This window comes from Paenibacillus sp. GCM10028914 (assembly GCF_042666275.1).
In the GTDB taxonomy this organism is placed as follows: domain Bacteria; phylum Bacillota; class Bacilli; order Paenibacillales; family Paenibacillaceae; genus Paenibacillus_AQ.
Window position 1 is genome coordinate 88,823 of the sequence record NZ_JBHTFO010000017.1, and the last position, 14,711, is coordinate 103,533.

General features: G+C 44.2%; 14 protein-coding genes and 1 tRNA gene. 7 read left to right on the top strand and 8 right to left on the bottom strand.

Going from position 1 to position 14,711, the window contains the following annotated elements:
• Nucleotides 1–82 precede the first annotated feature (82 nt).
• Nucleotides 83–166, top strand: a complete 84-nt coding sequence (locus ACFQV5_RS17940; protein ID WP_220687457.1) for a putative holin-like toxin — start codon at nucleotides 83–85, stop codon at nucleotides 164–166.
• Nucleotides 167–495: 329 nt separating this feature from the next.
• On the opposite strand, the gene ACFQV5_RS17945 is transcribed toward ACFQV5_RS17940, so the two are convergent.
• Together ACFQV5_RS17945 and ACFQV5_RS17950 are read right to left on the bottom strand one after the other, a co-directional pair.
• Nucleotides 496–1,602 carry a tyrosine-type recombinase/integrase gene (locus ACFQV5_RS17945; protein ID WP_379248746.1) on the bottom strand — a complete coding sequence of 369 codons (1,107 nt, stop codon included), beginning with the start codon at nucleotides 1,600–1,602 and terminating at the stop codon, nucleotides 496–498.
• Between the two features lie 238 nt (nucleotides 1,603–1,840).
• The gene (locus ACFQV5_RS17950; RefSeq protein WP_379249425.1) at nucleotides 1,841–4,438 is read right to left on the bottom strand and encodes an adenosylcobalamin-dependent ribonucleoside-diphosphate reductase; all 2,598 of its coding nucleotides are present in this window, start codon (nucleotides 4,436–4,438) and stop codon (nucleotides 1,841–1,843) included.
• Between the two features lie 430 nt (nucleotides 4,439–4,868).
• Between ACFQV5_RS17950 and ACFQV5_RS17955 the strand changes: the two genes are divergently transcribed.
• From ACFQV5_RS17955 to ACFQV5_RS17965, 3 genes are all read left to right on the top strand, one after another.
• Nucleotides 4,869–6,626, top strand: coding sequence for a DEAD/DEAH box helicase (locus ACFQV5_RS17955; protein WP_379248747.1), 1,758 nt, complete (start codon nucleotides 4,869–4,871; stop codon nucleotides 6,624–6,626).
• A gap of 1 nt (nucleotide 6,627) precedes the next feature.
• Nucleotides 6,628–7,587 carry a YqhG family protein gene (locus tag ACFQV5_RS17960; RefSeq protein ID WP_379248748.1) on the top strand — a complete coding sequence of 320 codons (960 nt, stop codon included), beginning with the start codon at nucleotides 6,628–6,630 and terminating at the stop codon, nucleotides 7,585–7,587.
• Between the two features lie 146 nt (nucleotides 7,588–7,733).
• A complete protein-coding gene (locus ACFQV5_RS17965; RefSeq protein WP_379248749.1) occupies nucleotides 7,734–8,807 on the top strand; it encodes a hypothetical protein in 1,074 nt (357 codons plus the stop codon).
• Nucleotides 8,808–8,938: 131 nt separating this feature from the next.
• On the opposite strand, the gene ACFQV5_RS17970 is transcribed toward ACFQV5_RS17965, so the two are convergent.
• The gene (locus ACFQV5_RS17970) at nucleotides 8,939–9,133 is read right to left on the bottom strand and encodes a YqzE family protein (RefSeq protein WP_379248750.1); all 195 of its coding nucleotides are present in this window, start codon (nucleotides 9,131–9,133) and stop codon (nucleotides 8,939–8,941) included.
• A 162-nt stretch (nucleotides 9,134–9,295) separates the two neighbouring features.
• Between ACFQV5_RS17970 and ACFQV5_RS17975 the strand changes: the two genes are divergently transcribed.
• The gene (locus ACFQV5_RS17975) at nucleotides 9,296–10,096 is read left to right on the top strand and encodes an N-acetylmuramoyl-L-alanine amidase family protein (RefSeq protein WP_379248751.1); all 801 of its coding nucleotides are present in this window, start codon (nucleotides 9,296–9,298) and stop codon (nucleotides 10,094–10,096) included.
• Between the two features lie 75 nt (nucleotides 10,097–10,171).
• Here the strand turns inward: ACFQV5_RS17975 and ACFQV5_RS17980 are convergent, their stop codons facing one another.
• Nucleotides 10,172–10,933: a divergent polysaccharide deacetylase family protein gene (locus ACFQV5_RS17980; RefSeq protein ID WP_379249427.1), complete on the bottom strand. Its 762-nt coding sequence runs from the start codon at nucleotides 10,931–10,933 to the stop codon at nucleotides 10,172–10,174.
• A 175-nt stretch (nucleotides 10,934–11,108) separates the two neighbouring features.
• A tRNA-Leu gene (locus ACFQV5_RS17985) sits at nucleotides 11,109–11,192 on the bottom strand.
• 175 nt (nucleotides 11,193–11,367) lie between these two features.
• Here ACFQV5_RS17985 and ACFQV5_RS17990 point away from each other — a divergent pair.
• Complete coding sequence (locus tag ACFQV5_RS17990) at nucleotides 11,368–11,772, top strand: YhjD family protein (protein ID WP_379248752.1); 405 nt, start codon at nucleotides 11,368–11,370, stop codon at nucleotides 11,770–11,772.
• A 109-nt stretch (nucleotides 11,773–11,881) separates the two neighbouring features.
• Here ACFQV5_RS17990 and ACFQV5_RS17995 read toward each other — a convergent pair whose 3' ends face one another.
• The 3 genes from ACFQV5_RS17995 to ACFQV5_RS18005 all read right to left on the bottom strand — a co-directional run bounded on the left by ACFQV5_RS17995 (nucleotide 11,882) and on the right by ACFQV5_RS18005 (nucleotide 13,269).
• Complete coding sequence (locus tag ACFQV5_RS17995; protein ID WP_379248753.1) at nucleotides 11,882–12,097, bottom strand: hypothetical protein; 216 nt, start codon at nucleotides 12,095–12,097, stop codon at nucleotides 11,882–11,884.
• A gap of 143 nt (nucleotides 12,098–12,240) precedes the next feature.
• Complete coding sequence (locus ACFQV5_RS18000) at nucleotides 12,241–12,573, bottom strand: hypothetical protein (protein WP_379248754.1); 333 nt, start codon at nucleotides 12,571–12,573, stop codon at nucleotides 12,241–12,243.
• A gap of 123 nt (nucleotides 12,574–12,696) precedes the next feature.
• The gene (locus ACFQV5_RS18005) at nucleotides 12,697–13,269 is read right to left on the bottom strand and encodes a xanthine phosphoribosyltransferase (RefSeq protein ID WP_379248755.1); all 573 of its coding nucleotides are present in this window, start codon (nucleotides 13,267–13,269) and stop codon (nucleotides 12,697–12,699) included.
• 173 nt (nucleotides 13,270–13,442) lie between these two features.
• Between ACFQV5_RS18005 and ACFQV5_RS18010 the strand changes: the two genes are divergently transcribed.
• Nucleotides 13,443–14,492 carry a YkvI family membrane protein gene (locus ACFQV5_RS18010; protein ID WP_379248756.1) on the top strand — a complete coding sequence of 350 codons (1,050 nt, stop codon included), beginning with the start codon at nucleotides 13,443–13,445 and terminating at the stop codon, nucleotides 14,490–14,492.
• The last annotated feature ends 219 nt before the right edge of the window (nucleotides 14,493–14,711 follow it).

Consider the following 14,711-nt stretch of genomic DNA (forward strand, 5'->3'; position numbering starts at 1 on the left):
TGTCTTATATGTTATAATTTTCTCAGTACAATATACGGCTATAAGGGCGGTCGGCTAATCTCCCAGAAGGGAGGTGATGCCCATGGAGGTCAAAGATGCACTTTCCTTAATGTTCATGTTCGGCATGTTCATTCTGGCATTGCTTACCTACATGAAAAAGAAATAGACCGCCCTGCCTAAGGAAACGGTCTATTCTGCGACCTAACTAGTGTGGCCGACTGCTCTTTATGCAGTTATTGTACTCTGGAGCCGTGTTAGCGCACGGCTCCTTACTTATTCTTACCTCAGTATAACTCATTTTATAACGCTTTTATAGGTTTTGTTGATTTTTTATTTATATAAGATCTGTAATATGTTGTCTGCAGTAATTTCATTTAACGTCTTATCTACGAACTTCGCGAACACCTCAATATTACGTGTATTTCCGTACTTCGTAAACACCCCGTATTTCAGATTGTATGCGAACCTAACCCTATGAACCCGTCCCTCCCTATGTCAGTAATCCAATGGACTCTTGATCCGTCTGGCATCCTTCACAGTTACATGAGTATAACGCTCTGTAGTACGGCTGCTCTGATGCCCAAGTAACTCCTGTATGTATCTTAGATCCGTACCGCCTTCGAGTAAATGCGTAGCAAAAGAATGCCGAAGCACATGGATACTGACCTTTTTCTTGATACCGGACCGGCTTAACACTTGTTCGAACATTTTCTGCACGGAACGTTCGTTCAAGTGACTTCCTGCTGTCTGACCCGGAAAAAGCCATTTCTCCGGTTTATGCAATTCTATGTATTTTTGAAGTAATTGATAAGCAGCATCCGATAATATCGTGAAGCGGTCCTTTCGTCCCTTACCTTGCCGCACTTTAACAATTCGTCTTTCGACATCAACATCCGGAAGCTTCAAGCGCACGACCTCACCTACACGTAAACCTGAGGAGTAAGTTAGATATAGTATCGCTTTGTGCTTGATATTCTCTACATGAGACAAAATCCGTTTTACTTCCCCTAATGTCAAAACATCCGGTAGTTTAGTCTCCTTTTTAGGTCTGATGTAACCGGCTGTCTCAATTTGACCACAAACATTTTTCATGAAAAATTGTAATGCACTAATGCATTGATTAACATAAGAATGCGAATACCCTCTATGAAGCAACTTCAATGAATAAGAATGAATATCAACTCCCTCATTACTGATCTTTCTTTCTTCAGCATATCGTCGGACGTGACCTACGTAAGCTTTAATCGTCTTCGAACTATACCCCCGCAAAGTCAATTGATCTCTCAGTTTCCTCTCTTGCTGCGAATTAAACAGATACGCACCAGCCGCATTTACATCAAGTTTATCTCCCTTAGCAGTGCCGCCTTTCTTAACCCAACGGTCAAACCACTCTTTTTCCTGATCCAATTGTGAGCTCAGATGTATTTGCCTGCTAGTGAAGTTTTGATAGAGCTGTTCTACAGCGTCTTGGGTATACGGAATTGTCCATACATTCTCACCCGGTATCCATCTACGACCTTGAATTTGTTTTATTTTTTGAATGTCTTCATCTCGAAAATATTTCAATGTTAGCTCAAGCAAACGATCATCTCGTTTATCCACCTGCCTTGGAAAACACGAAAATCCGGCCCCATCTCTACGCATAACTCCCCACAATATAAAAAAGGCCTACAAGTCACATTCGTGACCTGCAGGCCTTCGTTCTCCGAAGCCTTGATCTTTATTATATCTATCTTTAGACTTCTATACCTTTCTCTATCACATTACTGTGATTCACGATACCCGTTTCATATCTCTTTTTCTCTTTACCTGTTCAGATAAATCTTCGTAACGGTCTATCTTACGAACACTTGCTATATCCACAGTTGCTGCATGTTTTGCAGCCTTCAATATTAATCAGCGAAGCGCCGCCGCAGGATGGACATAGATCGCGGGAAGCCGTCGCATGGCTCGCATGACCGCCATGACCGTGTCCAGCATCTGCAGTTAACTGCTCAGATGGAGCCATCGTTGCTGCAACTGGAGCTGGATCATAGTCATCCGAAATACCGCTTGCCACATGGGTTTCCAAGGCTTTAGCTACGGCATCCGCAATAGATTCTACACGGTTCGCGCCGAAGCCAATCGCTCCAGAGCCGCCGATACCCTTCAAGTGTTTGATCAACAATTCCACCTTGTTGCCATGATCTCCATAACGGAGGAACAAGGAGCAGACACGTCCCAAAGCTTCTGCCATAGCGAACACGTCAGAACCTGCTTTACCTACATTCAAGAAGATTTCGCCTGGAATGCCGTTCAAGTCATTGATTGTAATGTACGCCATGCCAAACGGTGTGTTAATCTTGTAAGTTGCGCCACGCAGGACTTGCGGGCGGCTCTTGTATTGTTTATCCAAACCGCTCTTGCCAGCAGCAGGAGCCTTGTTTACTGCGATACTTGCAGAAGCGCTCGCGGTTTCCGAACTTTCTTTCACTTCATTCTCAGGCACAGAGACTGCAGCTTCCGATTTATCTTCCTTTTTCTCCGTTTGGAGCACTTGCACATCGCGGCTACCGTCACGGTAGATCGTTACCCCTTTACATCCGAGGTCGAAAGCCAATTCATACAGACGTTCGGTCTCTTCTACTGTAAAGTCGGACGGGCAGTTCGCCGTCTTCGAAATGGAGCTGTCCACCCAGCGCTGAATAGCAGCTTGTGCACGGATATGATCTTCAGCGGACAGATCCATCGCCGTTACGAAGTAATCAGGCAACTCCTCACCTGGATGGTTATCAAGCCATTCTTGAGCAATCGGTACGAACTGCTCATCGAAACCAAGACGGCTTTGACGGAAATATTTAAATGCGAAATACGGCTCAATACCAGTAGACGTACCTACCATTGTACCTGTGCTGCCTGTTGGTGCTTGAGTAATCACCGTTACATTACGAGCACCTTTCGTGCGTACAGCTTCTTCTACTTCTGGGAATGCCTCAGACATGTTTTTCATAAATCCGCTTTGCAGATAAAGATCCGCATCGAACGCTAGGAAGGAACCTTTCTCTTCCGCAATATCCGCAGAAGCAAGATACGCTTCACGAGCAATGAAGCCATACAGTTTATCCAAGAATTCCAAGGATTCAGGGCTGCCATAACGAATGTTCAGCTTAATCATCAACTCAGCTAGACCCATTGTACCCAGCCCTATGCGGCGTTCATTCTTCTGGTTCGCTTCATTTTCCGGGAAATGATACGGTGTAGTATCAATAACATTATCCAAGAACCGAACAGAATAACGAGTTGTTGTCGCAAGCTCATCCCATGCCACATCGTGTTTCTCTTCATCATAGAACTTGGAGAGATTCATCGCGGACAAGTTACATACACCCCAACCAGGAAGCCCTTGTTCACCACATGGGTTCGTACAGATGATCGGATTGAAATACCAGCTGTTTGACATCTGATTGTAGTATTCCATAAATACAACGCCAGGTTCAGCGGATTTCCAAGCCGATTCAATGATTGTACTCCAGATTTCGCGAGCTTTCATCGTTTTGTAGGTGATGACCTTGCGGCCAGCTTGCTTCCATTTGTCTAAATCTCCGTCCCATAACTCATCATAGTCAGGTTCTGAAGTATCCGGGAATACAAGATCCCAATCCGCATCTTCCTTAACAGCTTTCATGAAATCATTACTTACGCATACCGACAGATTCGCATTGGTCACTTGACCCATCGTCTGCTTAACAGTGATGAAATCCATTACATCTGGATGCCAATCATTTATCATCAGCATGAGTGCACCACGACGGCTGCCCCCTTGCTCAATCAATCCTGTTGTATAGCTGAACAAGCCACCCCAAGAAACAGCACCACTGGAAGAACCGTTCACACCTTTTACAATCGCACGGCGCGGACGAAGAGATGAAAGGTTAATACCTACACCGCCTCCGCGGGCCATAATTTCAGTCATTTCAGATAAAGTTTTCATGATACCGCCACGGCTGTCCTTCGGTGAAGGAATAACATAACAGTTAAACAGAGTCAGCTCATCACTCGCACCTGCGCCTGCCGCAATCCGGCCGCCCGGAACCAATTTCCAATCGTCAAGAATATGACGGAATTTAGCCTTCCATTCTTCCTGCAATTCAGGTGTTGCTTCTGCCGATGCCATCGCAGCTGCCAAGCGATCCCACATTTCCTCAGGTGTCTTCTCAATGGTCAGCGTCAGTTTTTCCACATCTGCCTCCACCAATTCACCTTTACGGGTCTTCACGGTAACAAGGCGACCATCACGCTTCACAATTTCCCCAACCTCTTTGGTAGGGAACTTTGGATCATCCTTTGTTAGAACCAGAACCACATCGCCAACCTTGGCGTTATTGGAATCTGCATCTTTCCAGGCGTAACGGTCCAAAAATATTTTCTCACTTAAACCTTCCAGCCGCTGATTTTGCATCTTACTCAAAGCAACTACCTCCTATATAAACAATAAATTCTATAAATCCAAGTTTAAGCAGATATCATTTTGGTCTACTAAAACTTAACCCTATATGTACACCGCTTAAACGCAAAATAAAGCTCTTCACACCATATATAGTGTGCGAGATTCATTATACTATACTACATATGGATAAACCATGCCGAAGTTGTGAAATTTAAGGCTTGTATGCTTATTCATGTCACCCTGTCTTCTTTTTTCTTATTTATTCTCCTTATTTCATACTCCTTCTTTGAAAACGAATGAAAAATCGCCAAACACAGTATCCATGCGCTCTCAAGGCTATTTTGAAATCCTGAGAATAAACGGAAGGTTATGAAGACTTCATTTTTCGTCCATACTACGTATACACCGTTCGCCTTGAACCCTACAACGAGGAGGAGATATTGTGAACTATCAACCACCCATATCGGGATCTATTCAAGATTCGCGTCTCCCCGTGCCTGTGCATATTGACCGTTCATGGCTTGAAGAATTAGAGAATCGCCTCGACAAGGGCGGACCCTGGGGGGACTATCGTCTGTCACGGCTTGCCGTAATGGGAGAAGAATCCCGTCTTGTTACAAGTTTTGAGGAACTGCAATGCTTGAAATATATTGGCGAGCTTTCTCCGCTCCCACATCAGACAGATACCGCACGGCGTGTGTTGTTTGAAATGTCCGGCAGAGCCATTCTGGCCGATGAAGTTGGACTCGGAAAGACGATAGAAGCCGGCCTAATTTTAAAAGAATATATCGTTCGTGGCTTGGTCTCCAAAGTATTAATACTCGTACCCGCGTCCCTTGTATTGCAATGGGTCCGTGAGCTCAACTCCAAATTCGGTATCCCCGCCATCGCACAAAAAAAAGCATACTCCTGGGGCAATGACATCGTCGTTGCGTCCATGGATACAGCCAAGCGCGATCCGCATCAGGAGATACTGTTGAATGAAGAGTACGATATGCTCATTATCGATGAAGCGCATAAATTGAAGAACAAGAAAACATCCAACTATCAATTCATCCAGAAGCTGCGCAAAAAGTACTGTCTGCTGCTAACCGCAACTCCTGTTCAGAACGATCTCAGTGAACTATTCAATCTCATTACACTTCTGAAACCAGGTCAATTGGGACGGCAAGGTGATTTCTCGGCCAACTTTGTTCTAGACAAACGAAAGGCCAAAAATCAGGATCAACTCAAGGATGAATTGTCTAAAGTCATGATCCGCAACCGCCGGGGTGAAGGACCTGTAAAATTCACCAAACGGAATGTACGTAATGTTAGCCTCGAGCTTTCACCCGAAGAAAAATCATTATACGACGGTGTAACTTCTTTCGTCAAAGATCAGTATCAGGCATCAGGGGGAAATTTAAGCAGTATGCTCTCCCTTGTCACCCTTCAGCGCGAGGTTTGCAGCAGCCGGGATGCGGTCTTCGTTACGCTCGTTAATTTATCCAAGAAAATGCCCGAAGATTCCCCGCTGCGTGATAAAGTGTGGGAGCTTGTTCACTTGATCAAGGCAATCAAAGCGAATACAAAAGCCGAGAAAGCCATTGAACTGATTAAGAACATGAATGAAAAAGTCATTGTATTTACCGAATACCGGGCTACGCAGGAATATCTGCTCAACTATTTCCGTGATCACGGTCTAATCTCCGTTCCGTACCGGGGAGGTATGAACCGGGGCAAGAAAGATTGGATGATGGACCTGTTCCGCGGGAAAGCACAAGTTATGATTGCTACGGAAGCCGGCGGCGAAGGCATTAACCTGCAGTTCTGTCACCACATGATCAACTTTGATCTGCCTTGGAACCCGATGCGGGTTGAGCAGCGGATCGGACGGGTACACCGGCTTGGCCAGACGAACGACGTACAGATCTTTAATCTGTCTACTTCAGGCACAATTGAAGAGCATATCCTCAATCTTTTACACGAGAAGATCAATATGTTTGAAATGGTCATTGGCGGTCTTGACGTCATTTTGGAACGGTTCGAGAAGAAAGAATCCATTGAGAAGAGTCTATACAAAATTATGCTCGAATCCGCTAGTGACGACGAAATCCGAAACCGCCTTAGCTCCCTTGGGGACTCACTTCATCATATTAAACAAGACTTTGAACAAGAATCATCCCCAGAACCAGAATCTTTAAGAGAGGAAGAAGCCTAATATGACCATGACGCCGCAGGAGGTGCAACAGCACTTCATGGCCTATTTGGAAGCCACCGAATGCACCGTCATTGAGAAATCACCTGAGCACATCACTGTCAAGCTGTCTCCCCAAGCGGACAAAATGCTGACCAATCGCCCCTATTATTGGGGGTTTGTCGAACGAACCGGAGCACCAGCCGAGACACTTTCATTCAGTTTCGTATTTGATCCTGTCAAATATGACGAACGCTTAATCAAGCAAGCTGAATCCAGTCAAAATAATCAGCCTAACGTAGGGCAGGATCCTCTTCTCTCCCGCTATTATGGCAGCGCTCCTATTCTACCTGTCATCGGCCCTGGACGAATTCAGCGCGAAGATGTCATTTATGGCAGCCGCAGGCTGGCTCAAATTTGGGATGCCTCTCGTGAAGAAGGCAATTATTTGTATTTGTTCGAGCAGCCCGCTGAAGGGCAGCGTCCGAAAGTCCGCTCTGCTCCATACGAGCAGTGGCTTGGAATCTGCTTCAAGACCGAATTCAGCTGTGATCTAAAGCGTGAGGAGCTTCATTTTCTCGGCATTTCCTTATCGCGCAAGAAAATTATAGAGGACTTTCCTGCACAGCTTGATGGTCGGAACCTAACGCCCCGGCTTCCTGAGAATGTCCATGTCCGCCCTGCAACCTTAACCCTACAGCAAGCTGCCTCCATGCTTGAAGAGTATCTGATCAACAAACTGGCAAAACTGGACTATTCCTGGGCAGAACAAGCCAAGCTTCGTCTTGCCGAAGAACTGGATATCGTAGATAGTTACTATGCAGATCTGCTAAACGAGCCAGACGAAGAGAAAAAGATAGCCATACAGCAGCAATATCAAAGCCGTCGCTCCGAAATGCAGTGGCAGTATTCACCAAAAGTGAGCTTGTCCGCCATAAGCTGCGGCATGTTCCACCTATGTTCGTCCGGTAACGGGGTCTCTTGAGTTGCATCAACAAAAGAAGGCAAAAAAAGACCCCTTCTTTACCTACTAGCCGCGACATCTTGTAACAGCCTTTTTATGGCTTGTCCTATACAATAAATCTAATCTACATGTTACAAATTGTTGATTCACGGAAAGGCGGTTGTTCCTTGAAAGAATTCTCTTATCGATCCGTTATGACAGGGATTCGTGTCACTTTATCATCGATTTTGCTTACTGTAGCCGTATTTTCATCGTCATCTCCTTCAAATGCAGATGCTCCAGATACTTGTTCAGTTGGATGTACATCAGCAGCTCCATCTTTAGACGGCGGTTCTCATAACAACAGTTCAATATCAGCACTTCAGTTGGCTAGCTCAGCAGTTCCAGACCGATTGGAGACATTTACCGAACAGACAATTACTGATCTGGCAGAGCACTTGCCTTTCAAAAACTGGCAGGATGCAAGTCTGGACTACACCCCGCTTGGTCCAGGTACACACAGCTGGCTTATCACTATAGACGATGGAGTTAAGCCTCTTGGTTACCTAATTATTACATCAGATGATCTCGGGGGTTATATTTTAAGCGAATACGGGATCGGTTCCGAGCTTCCATACAGCTTAGCCCCACTCAAAAATACGCTAGCTTCAGCAGGGATTCTAAATACAGGTCAACAGAAAGATTCAACAACGCTTGATTCTCTTCCGCAAGGAAGTAAGCTTGAAGCACAGTATAATTCGATTACGCCTTATTGGAAGGTTACTCTTAAAGGTAAAGCACCGGTGTATGTTCACGCTGTGACAAATGATATTGTTCCTTCAGCCGCAAACAAGGCACCTTTCCCATCCCGAAAGACTAACATAAAATCTAGTGTACTCAGCTCATTAGAATCCTTAACATCATCGTCTGTCATAAACACTCAAGGTGAACAAGATCCATACTCCAATTTAAAATGGCTGACAAACCCCGTCCTTTCCGTCAAGAACGGCAATGACTTCATCCGGCTTCTCCGATCTGATAGCCGAAAGTCTCTCACCTTTACCACTAAAGATCAAAATGCCGCCTTTGGCGCTCCATTCAATCTGACCGGATGGCAGACCTGGTCTCCTAAAGATAAGCTCGGTGCAAAAATCATTTATGTCATGATCCCTCAACGAAACACAGATTTGATTCGGTTTATCCCCGCTCAGAATTTAATCGGTCTCGGCAAATTTCGTGAGGAAGCGAACACATTGAAGTAACTACTCAATCTTCCAGTACTTATTTAACATATTCTAATGAAAAAGGACGTACGCCAGATCAGGCATACGTCCTTTACATTTATCCTTTAGTACTTTTTTCTGTATCTCTTATGAATCACCCTGTCGATGACTTAAGTTTTATGTTTTTTTCTCTTTTTGGATGTCACATCTTCTTTCCACAACGATACTGAGAAAGGAATCATCCCAAACCAACGAACGGTCCACGGTTCCTTTTTCCGAACTTGTTTTCTTTCCGCTTTGGGAGTATCCATATAAGTTACGACACGTTCCGTTATATATTTTATAAGGTCATTGCTACTTGCCATAATAACCCTCCTTAAGCACTCATGTATTCGTGTTACCTTATCAGGATGCTCAGTTCTCAAGAAAATTAGACCCTAGCATGATTTCCGGTTTTTTGCACATCCTAAACCCTAGGAGATATGAATAAGAATACACATATCACAACGAAAGAGGGACACATCAAGATGAACAAACGAACATTACTGGCTGTGCTGGTGAGCATATCCCTCGCGCTTTCGTCGCCTTCACATCTGGTTAACGCAAATAATCCGACAGTTACCACAGCAGAAACCGTAGTCGGCATGAAGCACAATGAGGTACCGCTTCATGATCCTGCTACCGGATCCGAAGATTCTCTTTATTATGAATTGCTTATCCCAGAAGCACACCAACATCACCCCTTTCCTCATGATGTCATTCTGATAGATGTTGGACACGGGGGAATTGACGGAGGTACATCCTATGGCGACATACTTGAAAAAGATATAAATCTCGCCATATCGCGTCAGCTATTCAAACTCCTTCGCAGTGACGGGTATCATGCCGTGCTGAATCGCGATGCTGATTATGCGCTAAGTGAAGATAATCGCTGGCACGCCAGCCGTTCACGACATCGAAGAGATTTGCTTCAGCGCAAGCAGCTGAGTAGTGAAATTCCGACGAAGTTGGTTGTAAGTATTCATGTCAATTGGGGTAAGAACAAATCCAAGCGTGGAGGTCTCGTTCTTCATCAAGCAGAAGGTCGAAGCTATATGCTGGCACAATCTATACAACGACAGTTAAATCTGATGCATCAGAGCAGCCACCAAGTATCGGTAGGTAAACCCTTTTACCTGCTCAACCGAATCGAGGTTCCAGCTGTTATTATCGAGACGGGTTTCATCAGCAATGAAGAAGATCGAGAGAAGCTGACAAGTCCTAGCGGTCAAAAACAAATTGCGGAAGCGATAGCTAGTGGCATAGCCGATTATTTAGCGGCCCTTTAAAAGGGTCGTTTTTGTTATTTAAAATAACAAAAAGGGCGTATTTGGCTCATGTTCGAGCTAATAACGCCCTTTCATTTAGTATGATGGAAGGAGATTTGGCGATCCGTCAGACCTTTCTTGTACCAGCTCATGAATACCAACAAAAGTCACTTTTTGTTGAAGTTCATTTATCGTGCCAAGTAATGCAGCGGCTGTTCGCTCTCCGAAGACGCCAACATGCCCAATGGTAATGCAGGTCTTATTTTTTTCTGCATGCTCCGCTGCACTTCTAAGCTGTTTCGTTACATGCTGAACCGTATGCACATCATCCAGGAAGATATCATTCTTGATATTTGGCATTCCTTTTTCAGCGGCTAGTTTGCCAGTAACAGAGTGGTAATTCGTCTTGCTGTCAACAAAGAACAGTCCTCGCTCCTTGCAAACATCCAGCACAATGGACATAATCCGTTCATCCCCGGTAATTTTGGAACCCATATGATTATTCACTCCAATTGCATGCGGAACATGGTCGATGGCTTCTTCCATCCGTTTACGAACCTCTTCATTCGTCATTTTACTTGTAATAGCGCCGGGTCCGAGCCAATCTGCTTTGCCTTGCTTAGGTTCCATCGGCATATGAATAATCACATCATGCCCCCGCTTATGAGCTTCTTCAGCATCACTCTTACTTGTTGGCAAGAAAGGCATGACAGCAACCGTTATTTTGATTGGTAGCTTTAGCATCTGTTCGGTTCCTTTTTGATCATTGCCAAAATCATCAATTATAACCGCAAGTTTATGTTGAGACGTTGTCTTCCCTGGTTCTTCAGCCATTACCTTTGCTGGATATGCTCCCATCAGAGAGATGCTTAACATGGCAGCACATACTAACATCAAATATTTCCCTACATTTCGCATGAAGTTCTCCTTTCACTACAGATCCTGTCCTTAGTGTTTGAGAAAGAGGCAACAAATATGTAGTTGATAAATGCAAAAAAGACGTTTCCCTTAAGGGAAACGTCTTTTTTAAGGATGCGGTCGAGAGGACTCGAACCTCCACGGGGGTTAGCCCACACGGACCTGAACCGTGCGCGTCTGCCAATTCCGCCACGACCGCATATTCTCGATCACTACAACGATTTCTCATTGCGGCGACAAGATATATCTTATCACGCCATATATTTGGTGTCAACATTTTTTTAGGATCTTGATTAAATAATCAAAAAGGGGTTAAAATAAGAACATGAGTTCGTATCAGGTCTATTATTTCTAAATAAAGGCGGTGAGTATCCATGGCAATCACGGGAATTACAACGGAAGAAAGATCCCTAATCAAAAGCTATTTACTCCTCATTTTCATTCATAAAGTTTTTGAAAGAGACTGCCGAATTATTCAAGAAAGTGGTGTGTTCAAAACTCCTCAACTATACGTTGAAATTGTAGGCAATGGTGCCAAGCGAGCTGCTATTCTGCTACGTGAAATTAAACAGGAATTTGCAAGTCGCACGATCAAGGTATTCGAAATACAGCGAGGACTTCATGGAATCGAGGCACGTTATGCCTGTCGTGGTTATGTCGGCAGTATAGAGCTGCTGTGGCCAACCTTCCGTGAAGAAATGATGTCCCGAATGCGTGCTTATCTTGGTCTCACACAAGTAGACACAGAATCTAAACAAGCTGCTACAGTAAGTCTTTAATCATCTACATTGTTGCTTATCATAAAAAACCGTCTCCAACCAGTAAGTAATCGGTTATCGGAGACGGTTTATTTTATTTCATAAATCCATTTGTACTATATCTTTGTTTCTAAGCCAAAGGGCTTGTCCGCGGTTCGTCATAAAGCTGATAGCTGTAGCTTCGATCAAGCTTCACTACACGACGATTCCGCCTGCGGATAATAACATGCTCCGGGTCCCAAGCAACGACAATACCAATAACATCGTTACTTTCAATGTCGTCCCGAACTACACGGACTCTATCTCCTGAGAGACGGAGTGCATTCAACTGCTCGTCACTTATCATACTCAATTGCTCCTTTCCATCGCATGTCCGAACTTAAATTATTCTCTTATTTCTCAAAAAAGAGACCTAAATGGACTCATTTAGGCCTCTTGAGTGTGTTATAGAAGGCATGAACACTCTGACAAATGTTACTCCCTGTGTACCTACTGCCGTTGTGCAGGTTCGATACTATCATTTGTCTCAAACCAAAAATCAAGCACGGTTGCTGACATGACTCTTTTCTCAACGTATTCCACCTGCTGCGGTGTAAATTGTTGTCTCCAATCATAGGATAGTTCCTCACACAATCCAGCGATTGTTAGCAATTCAGACCATGCAACATAACGCTTATACCAGAAGAACTGAGGATGTTCAATCATATAGGGATAAAGATCATCAAATTCTGTATGTTTACAATCCAAAGCACGTTCAAAATGTACCTTCGCACCATTCAGCTTCTCAATCAAAAACGGCTCGGTTACCGGTTCTTTCCCCATTGTGTTGCCTCCTCTCTCTTTCCTACCCTTTTATTATATGATAAAAAAACGGGTCCGAAAAGAAGTTGTTAAGATTTTAGGCTTGTTTTAGATGAAATCGAAAATAAAACAACTCCAGAAAAGTTAGTCCGCAAACGAGATTTTCCCGTCTTCCAGTGAAGAGATTTTAACTAATGACTCAACCTCAATTCCCTGTTCACGGATTGTTCTTGCACCTGCTTGGAAGCTCTTCTCAATGACAACACCGAGACCTATTAACTCTGCACCAGCACGCTCGATAATTTTTATTAAACCACGAGCTGCATCACCATTAGCGATAATATCATCAATGAATAATACCTTATCGGACTCTCCGATATATTGGCGGGACATCATAATATCCGTAACGATCCCTTTCGTAAATGAAGGAACACGTTCGCATAATGCATCAGGATCGGCCAGCAGTGTTTTTTTACGCCGTGCAAAAACCATAGGTACGCCAAGCTCTAGCGCCACAGCGAAGGCAATGGAAATGCCCGAAGACTCTAGTGTGACAACTCTGGTGACACCCTTATCCTTGAAACGGGCTGCAAATTCCTTACCCATCTCCACCATCATAGCTGGATCCACCTGATGTGTAAGCAAAGCGTCAAGCTTAACAACTTGATCTGATACAATCACGGCTTCCTCTATAATCCGCTTCTTCAACCAATCCATTATATGACCTCCCACGACAGTCCTTTCTCGTAAAAGTACCATATCCGAACTTGTCCAGCAAGTGTTATGGTCATTCAAAATGGACAAGATGGAGTCATGTCCCGAGTCGACCGGGCATACCTTGTACTAATGCGGTATGTTAGCCTGACCACATCGAACAAGGGGGCTTCTAAGTGAACAATAAGATTCGTGTCTTCCAGATAGCTTTTACATACATAGGTACAATTGTAGGTGCAGGCTTCGCAACGGGCCGTGAAATATTACAATTTTTCACCCAATATGGTCATATAGCAACCCTAACTATCCTTCTATCCACTGGGCTATTTATTTGGCTGGGGACCAGAATTATGACACTCTCCAGAAAAATAAAAGCTAAATCATACGAGGACCTAAACAAGCATTTGTTCGGGGAGCGTGCCGGAGGATGGATTAGTCTAATCATGCTTGTGATTCTAATCGGAGTAAACTCCATTATGTTGGCCGGCGCTGGAACTGTTTTTATGGAAAATCTAAATCTGCACTATCAGACTGGGCTAATCTTAACCATGATCGGAACCTTTTTCATCCTTCGCAAAGGAATTCAGTCCATTCTATATATGAACAGCCTGGTCGTTCCCATGATGCTCATCTTATCGCTATTGATCATTTCCCAGACTATAAATACACCTGGTGCCACCAATTTTCTCACACTAACAACAGAGCACAAACTCCCTACAGTATGGCTCTCTCCACTGCTTTACACCGCTTTCAACCTGGTAATGGCCATGCCTGTTCTTGTACCTCTTGGCAGTCAGACAGGTAGTGCCAGAGCTGTGAGATGGGGAGGTATTATTGGAGGAACTGGAGTTGGTTTTATGCTCATGGCTGCACATTTTGCTATGTCGGCACAAATGCCAGGCATCACTCAATTCGAAATTCCAATGGGTAATATTGCGAATCAGCTCGGTTGGTTCGTACAAACGGTCTATATCATCCTCATCTTTCTGGAGATCTTCAGTACATTTGTCGCTGATATATATGGAATAACGCTTCAGCTGCAGCAGCGAACCTCTCTTTCACCACAGACTCTTACGATTGGCATCATGCTGATCTGCTACTTCTTCAGCCAGTTTGGATTCAGCTCGCTGCTGTCTATTCTATACCCGCTATTCGGATCACTATGTTTCTTTTGGGTGCTTCGCTTAACTATTTTCGGTTTTGTACCCAAGCAAAAAATAAAATAGCATTTGCCTATAGCAAAATAGGGATCTCCCAAAGTAGTTCAAATTACTTGATGATACAGGTGATTGATGAAAATTATATAAAATAAAGAAATGGCGGTGTCAGGGAGGTTATCCCTGCGCCACCATTTCTTTATTTTGGTCTATCGTCGTCTTCTTCAGCAGATTATAGGCGAGCGAAAACCTGCTGACTTCCAGGCTCACTTTCGACAGGCCACGACG

Excerpts from the sequence above, each read along its gene's own strand:
- ACFQV5_RS17940 (WP_220687457.1), top strand. The coding sequence starts at position 83 with ATGGAGGTCAAAGATGCACTTTCCTTAATGTTCATGTTCGGCATGTTC.
- ACFQV5_RS17950 (WP_379249425.1), bottom strand. The coding sequence starts at position 4,438 with ATGCAAAATCAGCGGCTGGAAGGTTTAAGTGAGAAAATATTTTTGGAC.
- ACFQV5_RS17960 (WP_379248748.1), top strand. The coding sequence starts at position 6,628 with ATGACCATGACGCCGCAGGAGGTGCAACAGCACTTCATGGCCTATTTG.
- ACFQV5_RS17970 (WP_379248750.1), bottom strand. The coding sequence starts at position 9,133 with ATGGCAAGTAGCAATGACCTTATAAAATATATAACGGAACGTGTCGTA.
- ACFQV5_RS17975 (WP_379248751.1), top strand. The coding sequence starts at position 9,296 with ATGAACAAACGAACATTACTGGCTGTGCTGGTGAGCATATCCCTCGCG.
- ACFQV5_RS17980 (WP_379249427.1), bottom strand. The coding sequence starts at position 10,933 with ATGGGAGCATATCCAGCAAAGGTAATGGCTGAAGAACCAGGGAAGACA.
- ACFQV5_RS17990 (WP_379248752.1), top strand. The coding sequence starts at position 11,368 with ATGGCAATCACGGGAATTACAACGGAAGAAAGATCCCTAATCAAAAGC.
- ACFQV5_RS17995 (WP_379248753.1), bottom strand. The coding sequence starts at position 12,097 with ATGATAAGTGACGAGCAGTTGAATGCACTCCGTCTCTCAGGAGATAGA.
- ACFQV5_RS18000 (WP_379248754.1), bottom strand. The coding sequence starts at position 12,573 with ATGGGGAAAGAACCGGTAACCGAGCCGTTTTTGATTGAGAAGCTGAAT.
- ACFQV5_RS18005 (WP_379248755.1), bottom strand. The coding sequence starts at position 13,269 with ATGGATTGGTTGAAGAAGCGGATTATAGAGGAAGCCGTGATTGTATCA.